The following is a 24,107-nucleotide window of genomic DNA, read 5'->3' as shown; positions in this document are numbered from 1 at the left end:
AGTGAGCGAGACCCGACAGGCTCCACGACGCCCGGGCTTCCTGGCCCGGCTGGTGCGGCAGAAGGTGCCGTTCGTCGCGCTGCTCTTCGTCCTGATGATGGTGCTGGTGGCGATCTTCGCCCCGCTCATCAGCCCCTACGACCCCAACGCCCAGGACCTGGCCAACGCGTTCCAGGGTCCGAACGGCGAGCACTGGCTCGGCACCGACCAGGTCGGCAGGGACAACCTCAGCCGGGTGATCGCCGGCACCCGCCTGTCGATGGTCGCGATGCTGCAGGCGATCTCGATCTCGATCGTGATCGGCATCCCGCTCGGCATGTCGGCCGGCTACATCGGCGGTCGGTGGGAGCGGTTCATCAGCCGCGCCAACGACGTCGCCTTCGCGCTGCCGGCCATCCTCGTGGTCTTCGGCATCGTCGCGGTGACCGGTGTCAGCCTCTCCCACGCGATGATCGGCCTGGGTCTGGTCTTCAGCACCCGCTACATCGCGTTGGGCCGGGCGATGGTCAAGGCCGCTCGGCACGAGCCGTACGTCGAGGCGGCGCAGGTGCTCGGCGTCCGATCCTGGGGGGTCATCGCCCGGCACATCACGCCGAACATCCTGCGCCCGCTGGTCGTGCAGACCACCGTCCTGCTGGGCGCGATCATCCTCATCGAGGCCGAGCTCAGCTACCTGGGCCTGGCCGCCAGCGCGTCGGACCCCAGCTGGGGCCGGATGCTCCACGACTCCCAGGCGTACTTCGCCCGGCAGCCGTTCCTGCCCTTCCCGGCCGGCCTGGCGATCACCCTGCTGGTGATCGCGGTCAACCTCGCCGGTGACGGCGTCGCCGACGCCATCATCAAGCGGCCCGACTCGGGCGCCGTCACCACCGGCAAGCGCCGCAAGCGGCCGCCGGTCCTGGTGTCCGAGCGGGCCGACCGTCCGGTCGCCGACGGCCCCGCCCCGGTGCTCGAGGTCGAGGACCTGGTGGTCGCCTTCCCGGCCGCAGACGGCGGCGAGACCGTGGTCGTCGATGGCGTGGACCTGCGGGTGGCGCCGGGCGAGACGCTCGGCCTGGCCGGCGAGTCCGGATCGGGCAAGAGCCTGACCGCCTGGGCCGTGATGGGCCTGGTGCCCGAGCCGGGACGGATCGTGCGCGGCTCGGTCAAGGTGGCCGGCCAGCAGCTGATCGGTCGGTCCGACCGCGAGCTCAGCGACATCCGCGGCCGCGACGTCGGCATGGTCTTCCAGGACCCGGCGACCGCCCTGGACCCGGCGATGACGGTCGGCCGCCAGGTGATGGAGCCGCTGCGTCGCCACCTCGGCATGACCCGTGCCCAGGCCAAGGCGCGCGCCCAGGACCTGCTCGGTCTGGTCGGCGTACCCGACCCGGCCGGCCGCATGGGCGACTACCCCCACCAGTTCTCGGGCGGCATGGCCCAGCGCGTCGTGATCGCGCGGGCGCTGGCCTGCAACCCCAAGCTGCTGCTCGCCGACGAGCCCACCACCGCGCTCGACGTGACGGTGCAGGCCCAGGTCCTCGACCTGCTGATCGACCTGCAGGACGAGTTCGGCATGGGCATCGTCCTGGTGACCCACGACCTCGGCGTGGTCGCGGACATGTGCGACACGGTCTCGGTGATGTACGCCGGCCAGATCGTCGAGCGGGGCGACTGCGCCGACGTGCTGAAGCACCCGGAGCACCCCTACACCGCGGCGCTGCTGGCCTCCAGTCCGGTCAACGACGCGCCGACGGGACAGCGGCTGGCGACGATCCCCGGCCGGGTGCCCCCGCCGTGGGAGTGGTCGTCGGCCTGTCGGTTCCAGGAGCGCTGCTCCCACGCCGTGGACCGGTGCGGCACCGGGGGCATCGCCCTGGTCGGCGACTCCCGTGCGGTGCGCTGCGTGCGCACCGGCGAGCTGGACCTGGCCGAGAAGGTGAGGACGCCGTGACCGCGTTGCTGGACCTGCAGGACCTCTCGGTGCGCTACGCCGCGCGGCGCTCGCTGCTCGGTGGCGGCGCACCGCGGCCGGCGGTCGACGGGGTGAGCCTGCGCATCGAGCCCGGACGGACCTTCGGCCTGGTCGGCGAGTCCGGCTCCGGCAAGTCGACGATCGGGCGGGCGATCCTGCGGCTGGTCGACACCAGCGAGGGCGCGATCGTCTTCGACGGCCAGGACATCGCCGACTTCGGCCGGCGCAGCCCGCTGTCGTACCGACGCGCCGTGCAGGTGGTCTTCCAGAACCCGACCACCGCGCTCAACGCGAGCTGGAGCATCGAGGACATCCTGCTCGAGCCGATCCGGATGCACCGCAAGCTGCCGAGCTCCGCGGAGGAGTCCCGGTTGGTCGACCAGCTGCTCGACCAGGTCGGCATGTCGGGCTACCACCGCAAGCGCTACCCCTGGGAGCTCTCCGGCGGTCAGTGCCAGCGCATCGCGATCGCTCGCGCGCTCGCCTCGCAGCCGCGGCTGATCGTCTGCGACGAGCCGGTCAGCGCCCTGGACGTGTCCACCCAGAGTCAGGTGATCAACCTGCTGGAGGACCTTCAGGAGGAGCTCGGGGTCGCCTACCTCTTCATCGCCCACGATCTCGCCGTGGTCCGGCACATCAGCGACGAGGTCGGCGTCATGTACTCCGGCCGGCTCCTGGAGACCGGTCCGGCCGAGGAGGTCTACACCGCGCCCGCCCACCCGTACACACGGATGCTGCTGGCCGCGATCCCCATCCCGGACCCCGACGCTCAGCGGGAGCGCCGCCGGCTGCGCCGGGAGCTGCGGACCGCCCAGAAGACGGTCCAGAACGCGGCCCAGCAGGACGTGCGGCCGGACGCGCAGGAGCCGGCCGCGCCCGCGGCCGACCCGCGTGCCGAGGCCGGCTGCCCCTTCCAGAGCCGGTGCCCGCTGGTGATGCCGGTCTGCCGGACGGTGATGCCGCCGATGCGTCCGACCGCGGGCGGTGGTCACGTCGCCTGCCACGCCCACGAGCCGATGACGAACGGAGTCCCTCTCGATGACCGCTGACCTGATCCTGACCGGCGGCACGATCCGAACCTTGGATCCGGCCTCGTCGGTGGCCCAGGCGGTGGCGGTGCGGGACGGTCGGATCGCGGCGGTGGGCTCGGCGGTGGACGTCGCCGGCCTGCGCGGTCCGGCGACGCAGGTCGTCGAGCTCGACGGCCGTACCGTGATCCCCGGCGTCCACGACGGGCATCTGCATCTGGCGATGTGGGCGGCCAACCGGCCGGAGTACTCGATCGACCTGAGCCTCGCGACGTCGGTCGGGGAGGCGGTCGACGCCGTCGCCCGGCGGGTCGCCGAGCGGCCGGCCGGCAGCTGGGTTAAGGGCCACGGCTGGTACGAGGCCCGGATGAGCGACCTCGGTGGCCGCTGGCCCACCCGCCAGGAGCTGGACGCGGTCAGCCCGGAGCATCCGGTCGTCCTGGTGCACTTCTCCGAGCACGCGGTCTGGGCCAACAGCCTGGCCCTCGCCGCGGCCGGCATCACTGCCGCCACGCCGGATCCCGAGGGCGGCACGATCCTGCGCGACGCCGACGGTGAGCCCACCGGCTACCTGATCGAGTCGGCCGGCGACCTGATGATGACCGCGCTGCCGCAGCCCAGCCCGGCGGAGGCCGACGCGGCGGTCGACGCCGCGATGCGGCAGCTGCTCGACCTCGGCGTCACCAGCGTGACCGACCCGATGGTCGGGCCGGAGCTGCTCCGGCAGTACGTTCGGATGCACAACGCCGGCGGGCTCCCGATGCGGGTCGCCGTGCTGCTGCACTGGGCCGGGCTCGGACTGCCCAACAACGCCGGCGAGATCGAGCGCGCCCTGGGCTTCAGCGGGATGGCGACCGGCCTCGGGGACGACGTGCTCCGGATCGCCGGCGCCAAGCTGTTCGCTGACGGCATCCCGCCGCTGCGCACGTCCTGGACCTCGCGGCCGTACGGCGAGGGCTGCCACGGCTCGCTGCTCACCGACGGCGAGACCGACGAGGCGCGCCTGGCCGAGCTCGGCGGGATGATCGAGCACCTGCACCGGGCCCGGCTCCAGGTGCAGGTCCACGCGACCGGCGACCGGGCCTGCGACGCCGCGGTCGACGCGTTCGTCGCCGCGCATCGGGCCGACCCGTGGGTCGACGCGCGGCACGCGCTGATCCACGCCAACCTGCTCAGCCCGCAGACGGCCCGGCGGATGGCCGAGCACGGCTACTGCGCCAACACGAACGCGCTGATCAAGTGGAGCGTCGCCGACGCGCTGGTCGCGACGTACGGCGACGAGCGCGCCGGTTACAGCTCGCCGATGCGCAGTCTCATCGACGCCGGGCTGCACGTGGCCGACACCTCGGATGCGCCCGTCTCGGACCCGGACTGGCGCCAGGGCGTGGAGTGCCTGGTGCTGCGCGAGTCGCGGGCGAGCGGCACGGTCAGCGGTCCCGACGAGCGGGTCAGCCGCGAGGAGGCGCTACGCGCCTGGACCGTCGAGGCGGCGTACCAGGAGCACACCGACCACCTCAAGGGCACCGTCGAGCCGGGCAAGCTGGCCGACCTGGTGGTCCTGGAGGAGGACCCGCTCACCATCGACGAGCACCAGCTGCACGCCCTGACGGTCGCCGCGACCTACGTCGGCGGCGTCCACCGAGGAGGACCCGGACTGTGACGACAACGATGGACCCCGCCCGCCTGGAGCAGGTGCTCGCCGAGGAGGAGGAGCGCTACCGGCGCCGAACGCCGCGCTCGGCCGAGCTGGCCGTCGAGGGTCGCCGCTCGCTGGCCGGGGGAGTCCCGCTCCACTGGATGGGCAACTGGCCCACGCCGTACCCGCTCTTCATGGACGGCGCCGCCGGCGCGCAGGTCACCGACGTCGACGGTCACGAGTACGTCGACCTCTGCCTGGGCGACACCGGCGCGATGTTCGGTCACGCCCACCCGGCGGTGCGCGAGGCGATGATCCGGCACGCCGGCCGCGGCGCCACCGCGATGCTGCCCACCGCCGACGGCAACGCCGTCGGGCGGCTGCTCCAGGAGCGCTTCGGCCTGCCGCTGTGGCAGCTCGCGACGTCCGCGACCGACGCCAACCGGTTCGCGATCCGGATGTGCCGCCTGGCCACCGGGCGCGACAAGGTGCTGGTGTTCGCCGGCAAGTACCACGGCTCGGTCGACGAGACCCACGTCGTCGACGTGAACGGCCGGCTCGAGCCGCAGCCGGGGGTCTCGCGCAACGCGGTCGACTTCGACCGGGTCTCGGCCGTGGTCGAGTTCAACGACGTCGATGCCCTGGAGAAGGCACTCGCCGGCGGCGACGTCGCCTGCGTGCTGGCCGAGCCCGCGATGACCAACATCGGCATCGTGCCCGCCGTCGACGGCTACCACGACGCACTGCGCGAGCTCACACGTGCGGCCGGCACCAAGCTGATCATCGACGAGACGCACACGATCTCCACCGGACCGGGCGGCTACACCCGCGCCCACGACCTCGACCCGGACGTCTTCGTGCTCGGGAAGGCGATCGCCGGCGGCATCCCGGCCGCGGTCTACGGGATGACCGAGGAGATGGCCGGGACGCTGACCGACTACACGCGCAAGGAGAACCACGGCAGCAGCCACGGTGGTTTCGGCGGCACCCTGGTCGGCAACGCCCTCACGCTGCACGTGATGCGGACCGTGCTGGAGGAGGTGATGACCCCCGCGGCGTACGACCACATGATCGGGCTCGCCTCGCGGTGCGAGGCCGGGGTGCAGGAGGTCATCGCGCGGCACGACCTCGGCTGGCACGTGACCCGGCTCGGCGCGCGGTGCGAGTACCTCTTCGCGCCGTCGGTCCCGCGCAACGGCGGCGAGGCCAAGGCGGCCCGCAACCCGCTGCTGAACGCCACACTGCACCTCTTCCTGCTCAACCGCGGCGTCCTGCTCACGCCGTTCCACTCGATGGTGCTGATGTGCCCCGCCACGACGGCGGCGGACGTCGACCGGCACACCGCGGCCCTCGACGAGTTCGTCAGCACGGTCCTGGCCTGATGGTCTCGCCTGTCGCGCTGGTCACCGGGGCCAGCAGCGGGCTCGGCCTGGCGACCGCGGTGGAGCTCGCCGGCACCGGGCGGCGCGTGGTCGCGACGGTGCGTGAGGGCTCGCGTACGACGGAGCTGGCTGCCGCGAGTGCGGCGTCGGGTGGGCTGATCTCGATGGCCCGGCTCGACGTGCGCGATCGGGCTGCGGCCGCCGCGCTGGTCGGGTCGCTGACCGCCGACGGGCTCGCGATCGACGTGCTGGTCAACAACGCCGGCGTCGGCTCCTTCGGCGCCGTGGAGACCAGCACCGACGCCGAGCTCGAGCTGGTGATGGACACCAACTTCCTGGCGGCGGTGGCGATGACCCGGCTGGTGCTGCCGGGCATGCGCGCCCGCCGCGGCGGCACCGTCGTCAACATCGGGTCGGTCGACGGCTGGCTGCCGGGCCGACCGCTGCGCTGGGCGTACGCCGCCAGCAAGCACGCGCTCGGGACGTTCTCCGAGGCCCTCGCGCTGGAGGTCGCGTCGTTCGGGATCCGGGTCCGCCAGCTCGACCCCGGCTTCCACGCCACCCGCATCCGCGACAACCGGATCGCGCGAGCAACCTCGTCCGGCCAGGTCGGGGCCGAGGTCGAGGCGGCGTACGCCGACCTCGGCGCGGCCGTCGACCGGGCGATGCGCGCCGGCGGGGGAGCCGCCGCCGATCCGGCCGACGTGGCCCGCGCGGTGGTCGCCGCGATCGAGGACCGCGACGTGCACCCGATCCGCCGGCTGGTGGGCGCCGACGCCCTCGCCGCGACCGCCGCGGCGCGGGGCCGCAGCGAGCAGGAGCAGGCCGCCGACTGGTGGCGCGACGCGGGGCTGACCCCGCCCGGCGAAGGGACGGATCTGTGACCGAGCAGGAGTTCGCGGGCCGGGTCGCGCTGGTGACCGGCGCCGCGTCGGGGATCGGCCGGGCGAGCGCGCTCGCCCTGGCCGCCGAGGGCGCCTCGGTGATGGTCGCCGACCTCAACGCGGCCGGCGCGGCCGAGACGGTGGCGCTGATCGAGGCCGCCGGCGGCCTCGCCGACTCCGTCGAGGCCGACGTCACCGACGAGCGGGCCGTGGCCGCGATGGTGGCGGCCACCGTCGACCGGTTCGGCGGGCTCGACATCGCGCACAACAATGCCGGCGCGTCCGGGCGGTCCACGCGGATCACCGAGACCGACCTGGACAACTGGAACCTGATCATCGGCGCGAACCTGACCAGCGTCTTCCTCTGCCTGCGCGAGGAGCTGCGGATCATGTCCGCCCAGGGCAGCGGCGTCATCGTCAACACCGCCTCGGTCTCCTCCCGGACCGGCCAGGCCACCCTCGCGGCGTACGGCGCGGCGAAGCACGGCGTCTCCGGCCTGACCAAGGCCGCCGCGATGGAGCACGCCGGGCAGGGCATCCGGATCAATGCCGTCGCCCCCGGCTTCACCCGCACGCCGATGATCGAGCAGGAGATGGCGGAGAACCCGGTGTGGGCGACGTCGGCGCTCGACGCGATCCCGCTCGGCCGCGGTGCCCGCCCCGAGGAGATCGCCGACGTCGTCGTCTGGCTCTGCTCGCGCCGCTCGTCCTTCGTCGTCGGCCAGACCATTTACAGCGACGGCGGCGTGACGGTCGGCCGGAAGGTGCGCGCGCCGCAGTAGGCGCCGGTCCACCCGTCGCCGGTGCGGTGCGGCGGTGGGTGAGCAACCGAAGTCGTCGAGGATTCGGTTGCCTGCTCACCGCCGGGGCGGGGGTTGACCGTGGGGCGGTGCGTCAGCAACCGAACTCGCCGAGGAATGGTTTGCCTGCTCACCGCCGGGGCGCGGGTTGACCGTGGGACGGTGGGTGAGCAACCGAACTCGTCGAGGAATGGGTTGCCTGCTCACCGCCGGGGCGTGGGTTGACGGTGGGGCGGTGGGTGAGCAACCGAACTCGTCGAGGAATGGGTTGCCTGCTCACCGCCGGGGCGTGGGTTGACGGTGGGGCGGTGGGTGAGCAACCGAAGTCGCTGAGGAATGGTTTGCCTGCTCACCGCCGCCCAGCGGCCCGGCCCGGCCCGGCCCGACCGCAGGCCGCCCGGCTCAGCCCAGGTGGCCGCTGAAGCCGGAGACCTTGTTGGCGAAGGCCACCAGGCGGGAGCGCTTGTTGGTGCGGTCCTCGGCCTGGTCGCCGACAGCGCGGATCGCCCAGATGCCGAGGGCACCGACGGCGCGCAGCGGCTCGGGCTCCCAGCCCCGCGGCGGCTCGCCGACCCAGGGCAGCCGGGTCAGGTCGGTGTCCTCCCCGAGGATCAGGTCGGTCAGCGTCCGGCCGGCCAGGTTGGAGGCGGCCACGCCCTCGCCGACATACCCGCCGGCCCACGCGGTGCCGGCGGCGCGGTCGACGTTGACGCACGGTGCCCACCTGCGGGTGACCCCGAAGACCCCGGCCCACGAGCGGTCCACGCGCGCACCCGCCAGCGACGGGAAGAGCTTGACCAGCTGCTGGCGGAAGTACTCCTCGACCACCGGGAGGGCGTTCCCGTCGGGGGAGGGCTTGGAGCCGTAGCGGTACGGCAGCCGGTTGTCGGCGCCGCCGATGGTGATCCGGCGGTCCTCGGTGTGCTGCAGGTGCAGGAAGGGGTGCAGCGCCAGCAGCGTCTCGTGGCGCTCCCAGCCCAGCTCGGCCCACGTCGCGTCGTCGAGCGGCTCGGTGACGATCATCGAGGTGCGCACCGGGATCAGCCGGCGGCGATGGCTGCTCATGCTCTCGGTGTAGGCCTCGGTCGCGCGCACGACCCACTTCGCCCGCACCGTGCCGTACGGCGTGTGTGCGGCGGCCGCCTGCCCTCCGGAGCGCGGGGTGATCGAGGTGACCGGGGTGCCCTCGTAGATCCGGGCTCCGGCGGCATCGACCCGGTCGGCGAGGCGGCGGACCAGCCGGCCGGGGTTGATGGTCGCCGAGTGCGGGCTGAACCGGGCGCCCAGCTGGTTGGCCACCCCGATCCGCTCGGCGGCGGCGCCGGCCTCGAGCCAGACGCAGTCCTCCTCGGTGAAGCCGTGGGCGCGGTCCTCCTCGACCGAACCCCTGAGCCGCTTCGCCTCGAGCTGGTTGCGCGCCGAGATCACCACGCCGCCCTTGACGAAGGCGCCGAGGTCCTCGGCCGCCATGGTCTTGCCGACCTCGTCAACGGTCGCCTGGACCGCGCGCTCCATCCGGACGCCGGCGCCGGGGCCGCCGATCGAGTCCCAGTACTCCCTCGACCCGTTGAGCTGGGCGATCACCGCGCCGCCGTTGCGGCCCGAGGCGCCGTACCCGGCGAACTCGGCGTCCAGCAGCACGATGTCGAGCCCCGGGTCCTTGCGGAGCAGCGAGTACGCCGTCCACAGGCCGGTGTAGCCGGCGCCGACGATGCAGACGTCCGCCTCGCGGTCGCCGTCCAGGCGCGGGCGCCGCCGCAGCACCGACGGGTCGATCTTCTCCTCCTGTGCCAGCCAGTGAGAGACCACGCCGGCGGACGCGCCGGATCGGGTGGTCAGGTCAGCGGTGGGCTCGGGCATCGGGGCACCTCGTCTGATCGAAAGAAGGGAGGAAAGGTTAGAGGGAGCGGGTCCAGTCGGCGAGCAGCCGGACGGTGAAGTCGAGCTGCTCGGGCTGGCCGTAGAGATAGTGCCCGCCGCCGACCACGGGGGTCAGCAGCTTGCGGTCGTGCGGGACGGCGTCGTACAGCGACCGGGCGTGGCCGGGGTAGCAGCCGGGGTCGGCCGTCCCGTACACGACGTGCACGGGAACGTCGACCTCGCGCAGCCGCGTGGGGCCGTGACCGTTGGACAGGTCGTAGCTCCACTGGCTCTGCCACGAGCGCAGCGTGGTGAAGTGCGCCAGCGTCGCCGGAGTCAGGTTGGCCCGGTACGGCGGGCCCCACTGGGTCGTCGCCTTCCGGTCCGACGGGTCCAGCGACAGGTCCAGGTTGCGCGGGTCGGCCATGGTGCCGTGCACCACGAAGGGCAGGTCGTCGACCCGGCCGTCGGAGAGCTGGGGCAGCTCGGCCAGCCGCGCCTGGGCCCAGGCGGTGATCCGGCGGTTGCGCTCGATCTGCGCGGCCCGGTAGCGCTCGAGGAACTCCTCGGCGTACGGCGGACCGTTGTCGGGGTTGAAGAGGTCGAGCTCGGGGTCCCGCCGGAACGGGTCGGCCTCGTCGACGATCGCCGGGTCGATCTTCTCGGTCAGCACGCTGCTGCGGCCGGGGTGGGCCATCAGCATCACCAGCGCGTCGGCGGGCGGCAGCACGGCCTGGGTCAGGTCGGGCGCCCCACCGGCGGGTGGTGAGGTGATCGTGGCCTTGCGGGCCTGGTCCTGATAGAGCGCGACCAGGCCGCCACCGCCGGAGTTGCCGGCGAGCACGATCTGCTCGTAGCCCTCCTCGCGCAGGTGGTGGAGCACCGAGCCGATGTCGACCACGCAGTTCTCCAGCTGGAGCGCCGACTCGTTGCCGAGGTAGCGGGTGGTCATCCCGACCGCGTCGATGCCCAGGTGGGCCAGCGGGTCGAGCGCGTAGTGCGCCATGAAGTTCGACGACGGGTGCACGAAGACCATCACCGCACGCGAGCGGGCGCTCTCGTCACGATGGCGGGTGCACCACAGCACCCCGGCCTTGCGGGCGATGCCGGACTGGATGTCCGAGGTCGCGCCGGTCTGCATGGGAACCGCGAGCAGCTCCCGGATGACGGCCAACTCAGCTCCCCTCGGCCTCGGGGCGCCGGCTCCACGTGGTGATGTACTTCGGGTCCTCCACGTCGAGGGCCGGGTTGGCCAGGCGCAGCGGCCGGAAGGTGTCGAGCATGATCGCCAGCTCCTCGGTGCGCTGGCCGATCCGGGAGAGCGCCTTCTCGACGCTGCCCGGCTGCGGGCCGTGGATGTGGCCGGCCGGGTGCAGCGAGATCGAGCCGCGCTCCACGCCGGAGCCGGACCGGCTGAAGAAGTTGCCCTCGGCGTAGAAGAGGAACTCGTCGCTGTCCACGTTGGAGTGGTACGACGGGATCGGCACCGCCCGCGGGTCGTAGTCGAGCATCCGCGGCACGAAGTTGCAGAAGACCAGGTTGTGCGCCTCGAAGACCTGGTGCACCGGCGGCGGCCGGTGGAAGCTGCCGGTGATCGGGGAGAAGTCCGCGACGTTGAGCACGTAGGGGTAGTTGCAGCCGAACCAGCCGACGACGTCGAAGGGGTGGTTCTGCATCGTGTAGCAGGTGATCCCGTCGCGGTTGCGCACCAGCACGTCGACGTCGCTCTCCGCGGGCGCGACCAGCGGCTCGGTGGGCCGGCGCAGGTCGAGCTCGAAGTACGGCGACTCCTGGTGGTGCTGCCCGTACCGCGATAGGTAGCGCTTCGGCGGGTGGATGTGGCTGTAGGTCTCGAAGACCAGCGCGCGCAGCGGCCCCTCACTGGTCGGCAGCCAGCGGTGCGTGGTGCCGGTGGGCATGACCAGGTAGTCGCCCGGGCCGACCTCGAGGACGCCGAAGACGGTCTCCACGGTGGCGGTGCCTTCGTGCACGAAGACCAGCTCGTCGCCGACCGCGTTGCGGTAGAGCGGGGAGTCGGAGTCGGCGATGACGAACGAGACCAGCACGTCGTCGTTGCCGACCAGCGGCTGCCGGCCGGTGACGGCGTCGCCACCGACCTTGAGCTGGGAGGTGTTGAACAGCCGGGGCAGCAGCGGCTGGTTCGCGGTCAGCGTGATCGGCTCGCGCTCGACGGCGCGGACCGCGGAGATGCCCGTGGGAGGGAGCCGGTGGAACAGCAGCGACATGTCGGAGGAGAAGCCCTCCTCGCCCATCACCTCGGTGCAGTAGAGGGAGCCGTCCTCCTGCCGGAACTGGGAGAACCTCTTGGCGGGGACGTCCCCGACCCGGTTGAAGTAAGGCATCTGGCTTCCGTCCTGTGTCTCTCGGTGGCATGTTCGATAATCGAACGTAAGGCGAACGCGTGGATTTACGATAGGTGCGGCGCCGGGTGCGGTCAAGGTCTCCCGGGCCGGTTCGGGCGCACGCCCGCGCTCGATTCCGAGGGCGTCCCGCCGGACCCGAACGACGAGGCAGGAATGAGAGGTTGCTGGAGTGGAGCTGACCTTCCGTGAGTACTTCCCCTACGTGCACCACGACGCCGTGGTGCCCGAGCTGGTCGACGGCCGGGACCCGGTACGCCACCGGGTCATCGTCGCGGGCGGGGGCCCGACCGGCCTCGCCACCGCCCTCGGCCTGGCCCGGTACGGCGTGCCGAGCGTGGTCCTCGAGGTGGACGACACCGTGTGCAGCGGCAGCCGGGCCGGCGCGATCACCCGGCGCACGCTCGACATCTTCGCCCAGCTCGGCATCATCGAGCCGGCGCTGCGCACCGGCTTCACCTGGTCGGAGGGGCGGACCTTCTACCGCGACCAGGAGGTCTACAGCTTCTCGATGCCGCACGACGACGACCAGCGGTTCCCGCCGGGCATGAGCCTGCAGCAGAACTACGTCGAGCAGTACCTCATCGACGAGGTGGAGCGGCACGCCGACCTGATCGAGGTCCGCTGGCAGTCCGAGGTCGAGGGCGTCCGCCAGACCGAGGGTGGCGTCGAGCTGGACGTGCGCACGCCGACGGAGCGGTACACCCTCGCCGCGGACTGGGTCGTCGCCTGTGACGGCGGCCGCAGCGAGATCCGGCGCCGGCTCGGGCTGCAGCTCGGCGGCACGGCGTACGAAGGCAAGTTCGTCATCATCGACATCCGGATCGACACCGAGGGCTTCCCGATCGGCCGGCGCTGCTGGTTCGACCCGCCCTCGAACCCGGGCTCGACGCTGCTGATGTACACCAAGCCCGACGACATGGTGCGGTTCGACTACCAACTGTTGCCCGGCGAGGACGTCGAGGAGGCGATGCGGCCCGAGTCCGTGCTGCCGCGGGTCGAGCAGCACCTGAAGATGATGGGCGTCGACCGGCCGTGGGAGCCGGTCTGGATGAGCCTCTACCAGGCCAACGCGCTCACCCTCGACGACTACGTGCACGGCCGGGTGCTGTTCGCCGGGGACGCCGCACACCTGGTGCCGATCTTCGGCGTGCGGGGGATGAACTCCAGCCTCGACGACGCCCACAACCTGGCCTGGAAGCTGGCGCTGGTCGCGCAGGGGCGGGCGCCGCGGGAGCTGCTGGACAGCTACTCGGCCGAGCGGGTCTTCGCGGCCCGCGAGAACCTGCGGCTCGCCTCCAAGGGCGCGGAGTTCATGGCGCCGCCCTCCCGGCCGGCGACCGTGCTGCGCGACGCGGTGCTCTCGCTCTCGGAGCGGCACCCGTGGATCGCCACGCTGCTCGACCCGCGTCAGCACTCCTCGATCCCGCTCGTCGCCTCGCCGCTCAACGTGCCCGACGCGGACGGCTGGTCCGCCGGGCCGCGGCCGGGGCACATCCTGACGGAGTTCCCGGTGACGATCCGCGACGCGGACGGCGAGCGGGCCGGTCACCTCACCGACCTGATCGGTGCCCACGCCACCGTGCTGCTGGCGACCGAGGACGGCGCGGTGCCGGAGCCGGTCGCGGCCGCGGTCGCGGCGATCGCCGAGCGGATGCCGATCCGGGTCCGGACCCTCACGCCGGCCGAGGACCACACCGGGCGGTTGCTGCCGGGGTACGGCCTGGCCGATGCCGGCCTCGCGGCGTACCTCGTGCGTCCGGACGGACATGTCCAGGGGCGCTGGAAGGGCCTGGACGCCGCCGACCTGGCCGCCGCGATCACGCGCGCGGCCGACCTGATCACGACGGGAGGACGCGCATGAACACCACCACCGAGACCACGCGGGGCCTGAGCAGCGCCGAGCTCGACGAGCTCTACACGCTGTTGAGCGCGGGGCTGACGGCCGCCGGGGACGAGCAGACCTCGATGGTCCTGGCCCGGTTGGCGCTGCTGCTGATGCACGAGGTCGGCGACAAGGAGCGGGTGCACGCCGCCATCCAGGACGCCCTCGCTCCCTGGTGAGTGCCGGTGGTCAACCCGAGGTGAGCGCCGCCGAGACGGACTCGGCGGTCTCCTTCAGCACCGGGACGAGCGCGCGGACCTGGTCCGCGCGCTCGACCGGCGCCAGCAGCGCGATGCTGGCCAGCGCGTAGCCGTCGGCGTCCAGGAGCGGCACGGCGACGCCGTAGATGCCGGGGTGGAGCTCGTTGTGGCTCTCCGCGAAGCCCTGGCGGTGGAGGTCGTCGAGCCCCCGGCGGACCCGGGCCAGCTCGTCGACGTCGACGATCGACTCCAGCACCCGCTCCAGCTGCCGCGGCTCCAGGTAGCCGAGGATCGCCCGCCCGCTCGCGCCGACGGTCAGCGGGTGCCGTTCGCCGATCGGGTAGCCGACCCGCACCGGGTGCTTCTCGGCGACGACCTGGTCGATGGCGACCGCCTGGTCACCGTCGGCGACGGTGAGCAGCACCGTCTCGCCGTGGACCTCGGCCAGCTCGCGGACCACCGAGCGGGCCTGCGAGAACGCCGCGGGCCAGGCGCGCTGGGCCGCCTTGAGGAAGAACGGCCCGGCGCTGTAGTCGCTGCCGTGCTTGCGCACGAAGCCGCGCGCCTGCAGCGTGGTGAGCAGCCGGTGCGTGACGGTGCGGTTCAGGCCGAGGGTGCTGGCGACCTGCTGGGCGGTGACCGGCCCGTCGTCGATGACGGCGCCGAGCACCTGCAGGGCCTGGTCGGCCGTCTTCGAGATCTCCGCCACGGCGGCGTCCCCCTTGCTCTTCCGACCTAGCGCTCGGCCGAGCGCACCCGGATGCCCGACAGCGGGACGGTGACCTCGCCGGAGGGGTCGGTGAAGAAGTCGTTGCCCTTGTCGTCGACGACGATGAACGCCGGGAAGTCCTCGACCTCGATCTTCCAGACCGCCTCCATGCCGAGCTCGGGGTACTCGATGACCTCCTGGCTCTTGATGCAGTCCTGCGCCAGCCGCGCGGCCGGGCCGCCGATCGAGCCGAGGTAGAAGCCGCCGTGGCTGCCGCAGGCCTCGGTGACGACCTTGGAGCGGTTGCCCTTCGCGAGCATCACCATCGATCCGCCCGCGGCCTGGAACTGCTCGACGTAGGAGTCCATCCGGCCCGCGGTCGTCGGGCCGAACGACCCCGACGCCATGCCCTCGGGGGTCTTGGCCGGGCCGGCGTAGTAGACCGGGTGGTCCTTCAGATAGTCGGGCATCGCCTCGCCGGCGTCGAGCCGCTCCTTGATCTTGGCGTGCGCGATGTCGCGCGCGACGACGAGCGGCCCGGTCAGCGAGAGCCGGGTCTTGACCGGGTACTGCGAGAGCTGGGCGAGGATCTCCGGCATCGGCCGGTTGAGGTCGACCGCGACGACCTCGCCTCCGGAGATGTCCTCGGCCACCCCGGCGTCGGGCATGTACTGCGCCGGGTCGGTCTCCAGCTGCTCGAGGAAGACGCCGTCCGGCGTGATCTTGCCGAGCGCCTGCCGGTCGGCCGAGCACGACACCGCGATCGCGACCGGGCAGGAGGCGCCGTGGCGGGGGAGTCGCACCACGCGCACGTCGTGGCAGAAGTACTTGCCACCGAACTGCGCACCGATGCCGAAGGACTGGGTGAGCTCGAAGACCCGCTGCTCCAACTCGAGGTCGCGGAAACCGTGGGCGCTCATCGAGCCCTCGGTCGGCAGGTGGTCGAGGTAGTGCGCCGAGGCGTACTTCGCGGTCTTGAGTGCGAACTCCGCCGATGTGCCGCCGATGACGACCGCGAGGTGGTACGGCGGGCAGGCGGCCGTGCCGAGGGAGCGGATCTTCTCGTCGAGGAACTCCAGCATCCGCTTCGGGTTGAGGATCGCCTTGGTCTCCTGGAAGAGGAACGACTTGTTCGCCGAGCCGCCGCCCTTGGCCATGAAGAGGAACTTGTACTCCGGCGTGCCCGAGCTCTGCGGCGTCGAGTAGATCTCGATCTGCGCCGGCAGGTTGGTGCCGGTGTTCTTCTCGTCGTACGTCGTGAGCGGCGCGAGCTGGCTGTAGCGGAGGTTGAGCTTGGTGTAGGCGTCGTACACCCCGCGCGAGATCGCCTCGCCGTCGTCGCTGCCGGTGAGCACGCCCTCGGACTTCTTGCCCATCACGATCGCGGTGCCGGTGTCCTGGCACATGGGCAGCACGCCGCCCGCGGAGATGTTGACGTTCTTGAGCAGGTCGAGCGCGACGAAGCGGTCGTTGCCCGACGCCTCGGGGTCGTCGATGATCTTCCGCAGCTGCGCGAGGTGCGCGGGCCGCAGGTAGTGGCTGATGTCGTGCATCGCCTCGGCGGTCAGCCGCTGGATCGCCTCCGGCGACACCCGCAGGAAGGTCCGGCTGCTGCCGTCGACCACAGCCTCGAAGGTCGTGACGCCCTCGGTCGTGACCAGCCGGTAGGGCGTGTCGTCCTGGCCGGTCGGGAGCAGGTCGGAGTACAGGAACTCTGCGTGATTCTGGGGAGTCGTCGCCACGAGCGTCGAGCGTAGCCCGCGGTTCGGCTCCACGGCCCACCAGGGCGGGCCGGGCGGCCGTCTAGTGTCGCGCGTCGGAAGTTGTTGAACGCTTGGCGTGCTCAGGGTGCGTGCGCTGCAAGGCGCCGGAGCGACGCCATACCCGCTCGTCTAGCGAGCTTCGGCAACGCCGCAGAGTGCGTGCCATGGGTGCGCGAAGCGCACAAGAACTTTCGACACGCGGCACTAGGCTGCCACCATGGGAGAGATGGAGCCGCGTCCCGACCCCGCGCTGATGCGGATCTCCGACGCGGACCGACATCAGGTCGCCGAGATCCTCCGTCAGGCCGCCGGCGAGGGGCGCCTGGACATCGACGAGCTCGACGAGCGGCTCGAGGCGACCTACGCCGCCCGCACGTACGCCGATCTGGCGCCGATCACCCACGACCTGCCCGAGCAGGCACCGGCGCAGCGCTCCGGCGCGGTGCCGGCACAGCCGGCGTCCGCCGTCCCGGCCCGGCGCCACGACACCTCGATCGCGATCCTGGGCGGGGTCGACCGCAAGGGCGTGTGGGAGGTCGGCCCGACCCACAACGCGCTCGCGCTGATGGCCGGGATCGACATCGACCTGCGCGAGGCGGTCTTCACCGGCGCCGAGACCGTGATCACCGCGAACGCCTTCTGGGCGGGCATCGACATCATCGTCAACGCGCACACGGTCGTCGTCGTCGAGGGCATCGGGGTGATGGGCGCGTTCGACCAGGTCGACAAGGTGGAGCCGGAGATCACCCCGGACTCGCCGGTCGTCCGGGTCCGCGGGGTCGCGCTGATGGCGGCGGTCACCGTGGTCCGCAAGGGCCCCCCGCGCCCGCGCCGGTCCCGGAGCCGGCACGCCCCGCACTGACCGGCGGCGCGGTCAGCCCGCCGCGCTCGGCTGCTCGGCGGCCTCCGCCATCGCGCGCGTGGGGATCCGCCCGGCGCGCTCGTGGTCGACGGTGAGGTTCTCGCCCGTCGCCGGGTCGAAGAGGTGGATCTGGGAGCCGTCGACCCAGATCTCGGCCTCCTCGCCCTCCTCGATCCGGCTGGCGCCGTCGAGCGAGATCACCAGCTGGGTGTGCAGGGACTCGCCGTCCAGATCGCGTTCGAGCTGGCGCAGCTGCTCCTCCACCTCCGGCGGTGCCTCGAACGGGATGTAGGCGTAGGTCTCGTTGCCCAGCCACTCCACGACGTCGACCTGGGCGCGGAACGTCGAGCCCGAGGCGCGGTCGGTCTTCACCGACGCGTCCTCGAAGTGCTCCGGCCGGATGCCGGCCATCAGCAGCCCCTTGCCGGCCGCCTTCTGGGCCTTCTCCGGCGGCAGCTGCACGGTGCCGAAGGGCAGCTTCACCGAGTTGCCCTCCACGGTCGCCGGCAGGAAGTTCATCGGGGGCGAGCCGATGAAGCCGGCGACGAAGAGGTTGCCGGGCTGCTCGTAGAGCTCGCGCGGCGTCGCGAGCTGCTGGAGCACGCCGCGCTTGAGCACGGCGACGCGATGCCCGAGCGTCATCGCCTCGGTCTGGTCGTGGGTGACGTAGACGGTGGTGATGCCGAGCCGCTTCTGCAGCCGCGCGATCTCGGTGCGCATCTGCCCGCGCAGCTTCGCGTCCAGGTTCGAGAGCGGCTCGTCGAAGAGGAAGGCGTCGGCCTCGCGGACGATCGCGCGGCCCATCGCCACCCGCTGCCGTTGGCCGCCGGAGAGGTTGCCGGGCTTGCGCTCGAGGTGCTCCTCGAGCTCCAGCGTCTTCGCGGCCGCCCGCACCTTCTCGTCGACCTCGGCGTCCGGCGCCTTGGCCAGCCGCAGGGGGAAGGCGATGTTCTCGTAGACCGACAGGTGCGGATAGAGCGCGTAGTTCTGGAACACCATGGCGAGGTTGCGGTCCCGCGGCGCCAGGTCGTTGACCAACCGGTCGCCGATCACCATGTCGCCGGAGGTGATGTCCTCGAGCCCGACGATCATCCGCAGCAGCGTGGACTTCCCGCAGCCGGACGGGCCGACCAGGATCATGAACTCGCCGTCCTGGACGTCGATGCTCACGTCGTTCACGGCGGGGAACCCGTCGCCGTACCTCTTGACGATGTTCACCATGTCGATGGAAGCCACGGGGTCACCCCTTCACCGCGCCGGACGTCAGCCCGGCGACGATCTTTCGCTGGAACAGCAGGACGATGATGATGATCGGGACCGTGACCACGACGGAGGCGGTGGCCAGCAGCCCGTACGGCGGGTTGAACGGATCGGGGCCGACGAAGAAGGACAGCTGCGCCGGCACCGTGCGTGACGACGTCGTCGATGTCAGCGAGATCGCGAGCACGAACTCGTTCCAGGCGAAGAAGAAGGTCAGGATCGCCGCGGTGAAGACCCCCGGCGCGGCCAGCGGCACGATCACCTTGCGGAAGGCCTGCCACGAGGTGGCGCCGTCGACCTGGGCCGCCTGCTCCATCTCCCACGGAATCTCGCGGAAGAACGCCGAGAGCGTCCAGATCGCCAGCGGCAGGGTGAACGACATGTAGGGGATGATCAGCCCGGGCCAGGTGTTGAACAGCCCGAGCGTGCGCCAGAGGTCGAAGAGCGGACCGACCAGCGCGACCACCGGGAACATCGCGATCGCCAGCGCGAGGGAGAGCACCAGCCGCTTGCCCTTGAAGTCGAGGCGGGCGATGGCGTACGCCGCCAGGGTCGCGAAGATCACGGACAGCACCGTGGCGATGGCCGCGATCCCGAAGGAGTTGCGCAGGGCGTCGAGGAAGTCCTTGTGGGTGCTCTCCTGGCCCGGCGTGACGGTGCCGAAGCCGAGGATGTCGCGGTAGTTCTGGAGCGTCCAGTCCTTGGGCAGGAACTGGGGACTGCCGGCCGCGGTCTCGCCGGGGCCCTTGAAGGACAGCGACAGGATCCACACCACCGGGAGCAGGCACCAGACCAGGATGACGATGAAGCCGATCCAGGTGCCGACCTTGGTACGGGTCGCCCCTGCCGTCGCGGCCATTACGCCTCACCCCTCGCCTGCGCCAGGTCGACCCGGAACGTCTTGACGATCAGCCACGCCAGCAGCAGCACGGTGAGGAACAGCAGGACCGAGAGTGCGGAGCCGAGGCCCAGCTGGAACTGCTGGATGACCTGGCGATAGGTCAGGAACGACGAGGACTCGGTGTCCTGCGCGCCGCGGGTCATCACGTAGATGTTGTCGAAGATGCGGAAGGCGTCGAGCGCCCGGAACAGCACGGCGACCATGATCGCCGCCCGCATGTTGGGGATGATCACCTTCCACAGCCGCTGCCACCACGTGGCGCCGTCGACCTTCGCGGCCTCGATCATGTCCTCCGAGACCTGCGACAGGCCGGCGAGCAGGAGCAGCGCCATGAAGGGCGTCGTCTTCCAGATCTCCGACACCATGATCGCGAACATCGCCGGCCAGTGGCTGCCGAACCAGTTGGTGTCCGCGGTGATCCACGGCAGCCACTCGAACCAGCTGTTCACCCACCCGTTGTTCAGGCTGAACGCGAACTGCCAGGCGTACGCCGAGACCACCGTGATGATGCCGTACGGGATCAGGATCGAGGTCCGGATCGCCCCGCGGGCGAAGACGATCCGGTGCATCACCATCGCGAACGCGAACCCGATGACGAGCTCGACGGCCACAGTCACCACCATGATGATGACGGTGTTGAGGGTGTCCTGCCAGAAGAGCGAGTCGGTCAGGACGGTCCCGTAGTTGGACAGTCCCACGAACTCCTTGTCGTCCGGTGTGGTCAGCCGATAGCGGAACAGCGACAGGTAGAGCGCCTGGATCATCGGCCACGCCGTGACGACCAGCATCACGATGACCGCGGGCAGCACGAGCCGCTGACCGAGACGGTTCTCGGCTCTCGAGCGGTCGGTCATCTTCGCCCGCTTCTTGCCCGCCGGGGCCGCCGCCGTGGCGATCGTGGTGCTCACAGCAGGCTCCTTCCGTGGAGGACGTTGTCGATGAACGTCTGCGACTTCGCGGGCGTCGAGGAGTTGACGCTCGACGGTGGGTGCCACGTCGACTGGAGGCCGCCGGAGATGTCGCTCCAGTACGGCGTCACGGTGCGGGGTGCCGCGGCGTCCAGGCTCTCCTGGAAGAGTGCCAGCAGGTCGGCGGGGTAGGTCTTCTGCAGCGCGTTGTCGTTGGCCTCGTAGCCCGCCTTGCTCGCCGGCATGTTGCCGGTGATCTCGGCGTTGACCTCCTGGTTGTCGGGGCTGGTGAGGCACTCGATGGCCTTCATCGCGTCGTCGACGTGGTCGGAGTAGGCGCTCACGCCGAGCCCGATGCCGCCGTACGGCGGGCGCGACGCCTCGCCCTGGACCGTCTGCGGGTAGCGGGTGTAGCCGATGTCCTTGTTGAAGCCCTTGTTGGTCGCTTCGTAGCTGTTGTAGATGTAGGTCCAGTTGACCATGAACGCGCCCTGCGGCCCGCCGAACGTGCTGCCGGCCTGGCCCTCCTGGGCGACCGACAGGTCCGCGGGCGCGGCGGGGGAGTGTGCCAGCTTCTCGATGACCCCCGCGGCCTGCTCGCCGGCCGGGGAGTCGATCTCGAGCTTCATGTCGAGGCCCTTGTCGGTGTCGGTCGCGATCTCGCCGCCCGCGCCGGAGATCAGGGCGTTGATCCAGACGACGTAGCCCTCGTACTTGTTCGCCTGGACGGCGACCTTGCCGCCGTTCTTCGCCGCGACGTCGATGATCTGGTCCCACGTCACCGGCTGGCTCATGTCGATGCCGGCCTTCTCGACGAACGACTTGCGGTACCAGAGCACCTGGGTGTTCGACCAGAACGGCGCGACCACCATCTGGCCGTCCCAGGTGGCCGCGTCGGTGGCGCCCTGGAACGACTGGTCCTTCAGCTTGGTCTGCAGGTCCTGCGGCAGCGGCGCCAGGAACCCGGCGTTCGAGAACTCCGCGGAGAACGGCGGGTCGATGCTCATGATGTCGATGCCCGAGTCGTGGGCGGCCAGCCGGCGGGCCAGCTGGATCCGTTGCTCGTTGGCGTCCTGGGGCAGCACCTGGGTGCTGATCGTGTAGCTGTCGGTGCTGCAGTTCGCGGCGACCTTGGCCTGCCCCCCGGAGTCCGGGTTGATGTACCAGGTCAGCTCGGTCTTCCCGCTCGCGCTGGCCGAGCACGCGGCGAGGAACCCCGCCGCGGTCGTCAGGGCCGCGACGGCGGCGAGCGCGCGGCGTACCCGAGTCATACGGCTCTCCCCTCCGGAGTGTCCTAGTTCACATCTAGCCCTCCGGGGCGCGGTTGTAAACCCACCCGGCCCTCCGGCCCCCAGAACCGGTTACTGTGAGCCCGCTCACCTTTACTACGGATCGTCCGGCACGTACCTGCCGGTGAAGGAGTTGTTCCAGCATGGCCACTGTGCGTTTCGAGGAGGCGCAGCGCTGGTATCCCGGCGCTGACCGGCCCGCGGTGCCGGGCATCAGTCTCGAGATCGGCGACGGGGAGTTCATGGTCCTCGTCGGCCCCTCCGGTTGCGGCAAGTCGACGACCCTGCGGATGCTCGCCGGGCTCGAGGAGGTCAACCAGGGGAAGATCTTCATCGGCGACCGCGAGATCACCCACACCCCGCCGAAGGACCGGGACATCGCGATGGTGTTCCAGAACTACGCGCTCTACCCCCACATGTCCGTCGCCGACAACATGGCGTTCGCGCTCAAGATGGCGAAGGTGCCCAACGAGGAGCGCGCCCGGCGGGTCCAGGAGGCCGCGAAGATCCTCGGCCTGACCGAGTACCTCGACCGCAAGCCCAAGGCGCTCTCCGGCGGCCAGCGGCAGCGGGTCGCGATGGGCCGGGCGATCGTGCGCCAGCCGCAGGTCTTCTGCATGGACGAGCCGCTGTCGAACCTCGACGCCAAGATGCGCGTGCAGACCCGCACCGACATCGCCAAGCTCCAGTCCGACCTCGGCGTCACCACCGTCTACGTCACCCACGACCAGGTCGAGGCGATGACGATGGGCGACCGGGTCGCGGTGATGAAGGACGGCTACCTCCAGCAGGTCGACACCCCGCTGGCGCTCTACGACAAGCCCGTCAACCTCTTCGTGGCCGGCTTCATCGGCTCCCCGCAGATGAACCTGATCGAGGCCAAGGCCGACAACGGCCAGGCGAAGATCGGCGACTACCTCGTGCCGGTCGACCCGGCCGCCGCGCAGAAGATGCAGGGCAACATCACCGTCGGCGTCCGCCCCGAGGCGTGGCGCGTGGTCGGCAACAGCGAGGCCGGCATGCCGGTCCAGGTCACTGTGGTCGAGGACCTCGGCGCCGACGCGTTCGTCTACGGCACCAGCGGCGTCGAGGGCACCCCGCACAACATCATCATCCGGGTCAGCGGGCGCAGTCACCCGCAGAAGGGCGAGACGATGTACGTCACGACCGACCCCCAGAACGTGCACGTCTTCGACACCGAGTCCGGCGAGCGGCTCTCGGAGTAGCCGACGCCGAGCCGGCGCCAGATTTCACCCGAGCCGGCGCCAGCAACCGTCTCGAAACCCCGGAACTGATGCAGGGCGGTGACCGTGGTGTGGTCACCGCCCTGTGCACATTCCGGTGGTTTCGAGGCTCAGGCGCCAGGGCGCCTTCGCACCTCAACCACCGTCACGGTGGTTGAGGTGCGAGGAGCGCTAGCGACGAGCCTCGAAACCACCGGCCCGCTCAGCATTGCCGCGGATCGCGTTGACGAACGTCTCGTGGAGGGGCACGGGGAGGTCGTGGCCCATGCCGTCGATGAGCAGCAGCTCGGCGCCGGGGACGGCGGCGGCCGTGGCCCGGCCGCCCGACACGTGGACCATCCGGTCGGCGAGCCCGTGGACCACCAACGTGGGCAGGCGTACGCCGCGCAGCCGGCTGCCGCGGTTCGGCTGGGTGAGCACGGCGAGCATCTGGCGCACCACCCCGTCGGGGTGCACGCCGCGGTCGAAGGTCTCCTCGAAGCGCCGGCGCATCGCGTCCTCCGGCTCCGGGTAGGCCGGGGAGCCGGTCAGCCGGGCAAACGCCATTCCGCCCGCGACGTACGCCTCGCGGCCGGCCCGGCGCGGCGCGATCAGCCGCGGGAGCAGGGCCGGGTGCTGCCAGCCGACGCTGCGCTTGCCGGTGGTCGACATGACGCTGGTCAGCGAATGGACCCGGTCGGGCCGGGCGATCGCCATCGTCTGGGCGACCATGCCGCCCATCGACACGCCCACGACGTGGGCGCCGTCGAGCCCGAGGTGGTCGAGCAGCCCGAAGACGTCGTCGGACAGGTCCGCGAGGCCGTACGGCGGGCGCACCCTCCGCCCGGCGAACGCGCGCACCACCGAGGCTCGGGAGACCCGGGTCTCGAGCACGGTGGAGCGTCCGGCGTCGCGATTGTCGAAGCGCACGACGTAGAAGCCGACCCGGGCCAGGCCCGCGCACAGGTCGGGGTCCCACCAGGTCATCGGTCCGCCGAGGCCCATCACGAGCACCAGCGGGTCGCCGTCGGGGTCGCCGAAGGTCTGGTAGCACAGCTCGATGCCCCGCCCGACCGGAGCGAAGAGCTCCTCGGACACGACGACCTCGGCGGGAGACGACGGCATGGACCCAGTCAACCAGTTGAAGGTGAAACCGACATGCCGCCCCGGAATCTCACCCGG

The 24,107-nt window shown here is 71.3% G+C and carries 20 protein-coding genes; 10 read left to right on the top strand and 10 right to left on the bottom strand.

From position 1 onward, the window contains the following. Position 1 precedes the first annotated feature (1 nt). From KM427_RS20410 to KM427_RS20385, 6 genes are read left to right on the top strand one after another with little or no spacing between them, the layout of a single operon-like run. Positions 2 to 1,933 (top strand): dipeptide/oligopeptide/nickel ABC transporter permease/ATP-binding protein, encoded by a 1,932-nt coding sequence (locus KM427_RS20410; RefSeq protein WP_215525120.1) that lies wholly within the window; start codon positions 2 to 4, stop codon positions 1,931 to 1,933. Next, on the top strand, positions 1,930 to 3,003 hold the full coding sequence (locus KM427_RS20405; RefSeq protein WP_183591628.1) for an ABC transporter ATP-binding protein: 1,074 nt from the start codon (positions 1,930 to 1,932) through the stop codon (positions 3,001 to 3,003). Before KM427_RS20410 ends, KM427_RS20405 begins: the two co-directional genes overlap by 4 nt. Continuing rightward, positions 2,993 to 4,642, top strand: coding sequence for an amidohydrolase (locus tag KM427_RS20400; RefSeq protein WP_215525119.1), 1,650 nt, complete (start codon positions 2,993 to 2,995; stop codon positions 4,640 to 4,642). The genes KM427_RS20405 and KM427_RS20400 overlap by 11 nt, the downstream gene beginning before the upstream one ends. Further along, positions 4,639 to 6,000, top strand: coding sequence for a transaminase (locus tag KM427_RS20395; RefSeq protein ID WP_215525118.1), 1,362 nt, complete (start codon positions 4,639 to 4,641; stop codon positions 5,998 to 6,000). Before KM427_RS20400 ends, KM427_RS20395 begins: the two co-directional genes overlap by 4 nt. Continuing rightward, entirely contained in the window at positions 6,000 to 6,884 is an 885-nt protein-coding gene (locus KM427_RS20390; RefSeq protein ID WP_215525117.1) for an SDR family NAD(P)-dependent oxidoreductase, read from the top strand. Before KM427_RS20395 ends, KM427_RS20390 begins: the two co-directional genes overlap by 1 nt. Continuing rightward, positions 6,881 to 7,666: an SDR family NAD(P)-dependent oxidoreductase gene (locus KM427_RS20385; RefSeq protein ID WP_215525116.1), complete on the top strand. Its 786-nt coding sequence runs from the start codon at positions 6,881 to 6,883 to the stop codon at positions 7,664 to 7,666. The genes KM427_RS20390 and KM427_RS20385 overlap by 4 nt, the downstream gene beginning before the upstream one ends. A gap of 420 nt (positions 7,667 to 8,086) precedes the next feature. Here KM427_RS20385 and KM427_RS20380 read toward each other — a convergent pair whose 3' ends face one another. Genes KM427_RS20380 through KM427_RS20370 form a run of 3 tightly spaced genes read right to left on the bottom strand, consistent with a single transcriptional unit; the run spans position 8,087 to position 11,907 of the window. After that, positions 8,087 to 9,544: an NAD(P)/FAD-dependent oxidoreductase gene (locus tag KM427_RS20380; protein ID WP_215525115.1), complete on the bottom strand. Its 1,458-nt coding sequence runs from the start codon at positions 9,542 to 9,544 to the stop codon at positions 8,087 to 8,089. 37 nt (positions 9,545 to 9,581) lie between these two features. After that, positions 9,582 to 10,718, bottom strand: coding sequence for an alpha/beta hydrolase (locus KM427_RS20375; RefSeq protein WP_215525114.1), 1,137 nt, complete (start codon positions 10,716 to 10,718; stop codon positions 9,582 to 9,584). 1 nt (position 10,719) lies between these two features. Continuing rightward, on the bottom strand, positions 10,720 to 11,907 hold the full coding sequence (locus KM427_RS20370) for a homogentisate 1,2-dioxygenase (RefSeq protein ID WP_183591623.1): 1,188 nt from the start codon (positions 11,905 to 11,907) through the stop codon (positions 10,720 to 10,722). A gap of 190 nt (positions 11,908 to 12,097) precedes the next feature. Between KM427_RS20370 and KM427_RS20365 the strand changes: the two genes are divergently transcribed. Beyond that, positions 12,098 to 13,789, top strand: coding sequence for an FAD-dependent monooxygenase (locus tag KM427_RS20365; RefSeq protein WP_215525113.1), 1,692 nt, complete (start codon positions 12,098 to 12,100; stop codon positions 13,787 to 13,789). Further along, a complete protein-coding gene (locus KM427_RS20360; protein ID WP_215525112.1) occupies positions 13,786 to 13,989 on the top strand; it encodes a DUF2783 domain-containing protein in 204 nt (67 codons plus the stop codon). The genes KM427_RS20365 and KM427_RS20360 overlap by 4 nt, the downstream gene beginning before the upstream one ends. 10 nt (positions 13,990 to 13,999) lie before the next feature. On the opposite strand, the gene KM427_RS20355 is transcribed toward KM427_RS20360, so the two are convergent. Together KM427_RS20355 and KM427_RS20350 are read right to left on the bottom strand one after the other, a co-directional pair. After that, positions 14,000 to 14,719: an IclR family transcriptional regulator gene (locus tag KM427_RS20355; RefSeq protein WP_215525111.1), complete on the bottom strand. Its 720-nt coding sequence runs from the start codon at positions 14,717 to 14,719 to the stop codon at positions 14,000 to 14,002. Between the two features lie 26 nt (positions 14,720 to 14,745). After that, positions 14,746 to 16,461 (bottom strand): fumarate hydratase, encoded by a 1,716-nt coding sequence (locus tag KM427_RS20350; protein ID WP_286674209.1) that lies wholly within the window; start codon positions 16,459 to 16,461, stop codon positions 14,746 to 14,748. Positions 16,462 to 16,699: 238 nt separating this feature from the next. On the opposite strand from KM427_RS20350, the gene KM427_RS20345 reads away from it, so the two are divergent. Further along, positions 16,700 to 17,344, top strand: coding sequence for a DUF1707 SHOCT-like domain-containing protein (locus tag KM427_RS20345; RefSeq protein WP_215525110.1), 645 nt, complete (start codon positions 16,700 to 16,702; stop codon positions 17,342 to 17,344). A 12-nt stretch (positions 17,345 to 17,356) separates the two neighbouring features. Here the strand turns inward: KM427_RS20345 and KM427_RS20340 are convergent, their stop codons facing one another. Genes KM427_RS20340 through KM427_RS20325 form a run of 4 tightly spaced genes read right to left on the bottom strand, consistent with a single transcriptional unit; the run spans position 17,357 to position 21,684 of the window. Then, positions 17,357 to 18,580: an ABC transporter ATP-binding protein gene (locus KM427_RS20340; protein WP_215525109.1), complete on the bottom strand. Its 1,224-nt coding sequence runs from the start codon at positions 18,578 to 18,580 to the stop codon at positions 17,357 to 17,359. Positions 18,581 to 18,584: 4 nt separating this feature from the next. After that, entirely contained in the window at positions 18,585 to 19,463 is an 879-nt protein-coding gene (locus KM427_RS20335) for a carbohydrate ABC transporter permease (RefSeq protein ID WP_183591618.1), read from the bottom strand. Next, on the bottom strand, positions 19,463 to 20,413 hold the full coding sequence (locus KM427_RS20330; RefSeq protein WP_215525108.1) for a carbohydrate ABC transporter permease: 951 nt from the start codon (positions 20,411 to 20,413) through the stop codon (positions 19,463 to 19,465). Before KM427_RS20330 ends, KM427_RS20335 begins: the two co-directional genes overlap by 1 nt. Further along, positions 20,410 to 21,684 carry an extracellular solute-binding protein gene (locus tag KM427_RS20325; RefSeq protein WP_215525107.1) on the bottom strand — a complete coding sequence of 425 codons (1,275 nt, stop codon included), beginning with the start codon at positions 21,682 to 21,684 and terminating at the stop codon, positions 20,410 to 20,412. The genes KM427_RS20330 and KM427_RS20325 overlap by 4 nt, the downstream gene beginning before the upstream one ends. A 161-nt stretch (positions 21,685 to 21,845) precedes the next feature. Between KM427_RS20325 and KM427_RS20320 the strand changes: the two genes are divergently transcribed. Continuing rightward, on the top strand, positions 21,846 to 22,928 hold the full coding sequence (locus KM427_RS20320; RefSeq protein WP_215525106.1) for an ABC transporter ATP-binding protein: 1,083 nt from the start codon (positions 21,846 to 21,848) through the stop codon (positions 22,926 to 22,928). A gap of 189 nt (positions 22,929 to 23,117) precedes the next feature. Here KM427_RS20320 and KM427_RS20315 read toward each other — a convergent pair whose 3' ends face one another. Beyond that, positions 23,118 to 24,050, bottom strand: coding sequence for an alpha/beta hydrolase family protein (locus KM427_RS20315; protein WP_215525105.1), 933 nt, complete (start codon positions 24,048 to 24,050; stop codon positions 23,118 to 23,120). Positions 24,051 to 24,107: the final 57 nt, after the last annotated feature.

This window comes from Nocardioides sp. LMS-CY (assembly GCF_018732145.1).
GTDB lineage: Bacteria > Actinomycetota > Actinomycetes > Propionibacteriales > Nocardioidaceae > Nocardioides > Nocardioides soli.
The sequence above is the reverse complement of the archived record's forward strand: the minus strand, read 5'-3'. Positions and strand labels throughout refer to the sequence as shown.

What these genes read in the sequence shown, in the direction of transcription:
- KM427_RS20400 (WP_215525119.1), top strand. Translation starts at nt 2,993, where the DNA reads ATGACCGCTGACCTGATCCTGACCGGCGGCACGATCCGAACCTTGGAT.
- KM427_RS20390 (WP_215525117.1), top strand. Translation starts at nt 6,000, where the DNA reads ATGGTCTCGCCTGTCGCGCTGGTCACCGGGGCCAGCAGCGGGCTCGGC.
- KM427_RS20380 (WP_215525115.1), bottom strand. Translation starts at nt 9,544, where the DNA reads ATGCCCGAGCCCACCGCTGACCTGACCACCCGATCCGGCGCGTCCGCC.
- KM427_RS20370 (WP_183591623.1), bottom strand. Translation starts at nt 11,907, where the DNA reads ATGCCTTACTTCAACCGGGTCGGGGACGTCCCCGCCAAGAGGTTCTCC.
- KM427_RS20360 (WP_215525112.1), top strand. Translation starts at nt 13,786, where the DNA reads ATGAACACCACCACCGAGACCACGCGGGGCCTGAGCAGCGCCGAGCTC.
- KM427_RS20345 (WP_215525110.1), top strand. Translation starts at nt 16,700, where the DNA reads ATGGGAGAGATGGAGCCGCGTCCCGACCCCGCGCTGATGCGGATCTCC.
- KM427_RS20335 (WP_183591618.1), bottom strand. Translation starts at nt 19,463, where the DNA reads ATGGCCGCGACGGCAGGGGCGACCCGTACCAAGGTCGGCACCTGGATC.
- KM427_RS20325 (WP_215525107.1), bottom strand. Translation starts at nt 21,684, where the DNA reads ATGACTCGGGTACGCCGCGCGCTCGCCGCCGTCGCGGCCCTGACGACC.
- KM427_RS20320 (WP_215525106.1), top strand. Translation starts at nt 21,846, where the DNA reads ATGGCCACTGTGCGTTTCGAGGAGGCGCAGCGCTGGTATCCCGGCGCT.
- KM427_RS20315 (WP_215525105.1), bottom strand. Translation starts at nt 24,050, where the DNA reads ATGCCGTCGTCTCCCGCCGAGGTCGTCGTGTCCGAGGAGCTCTTCGCT.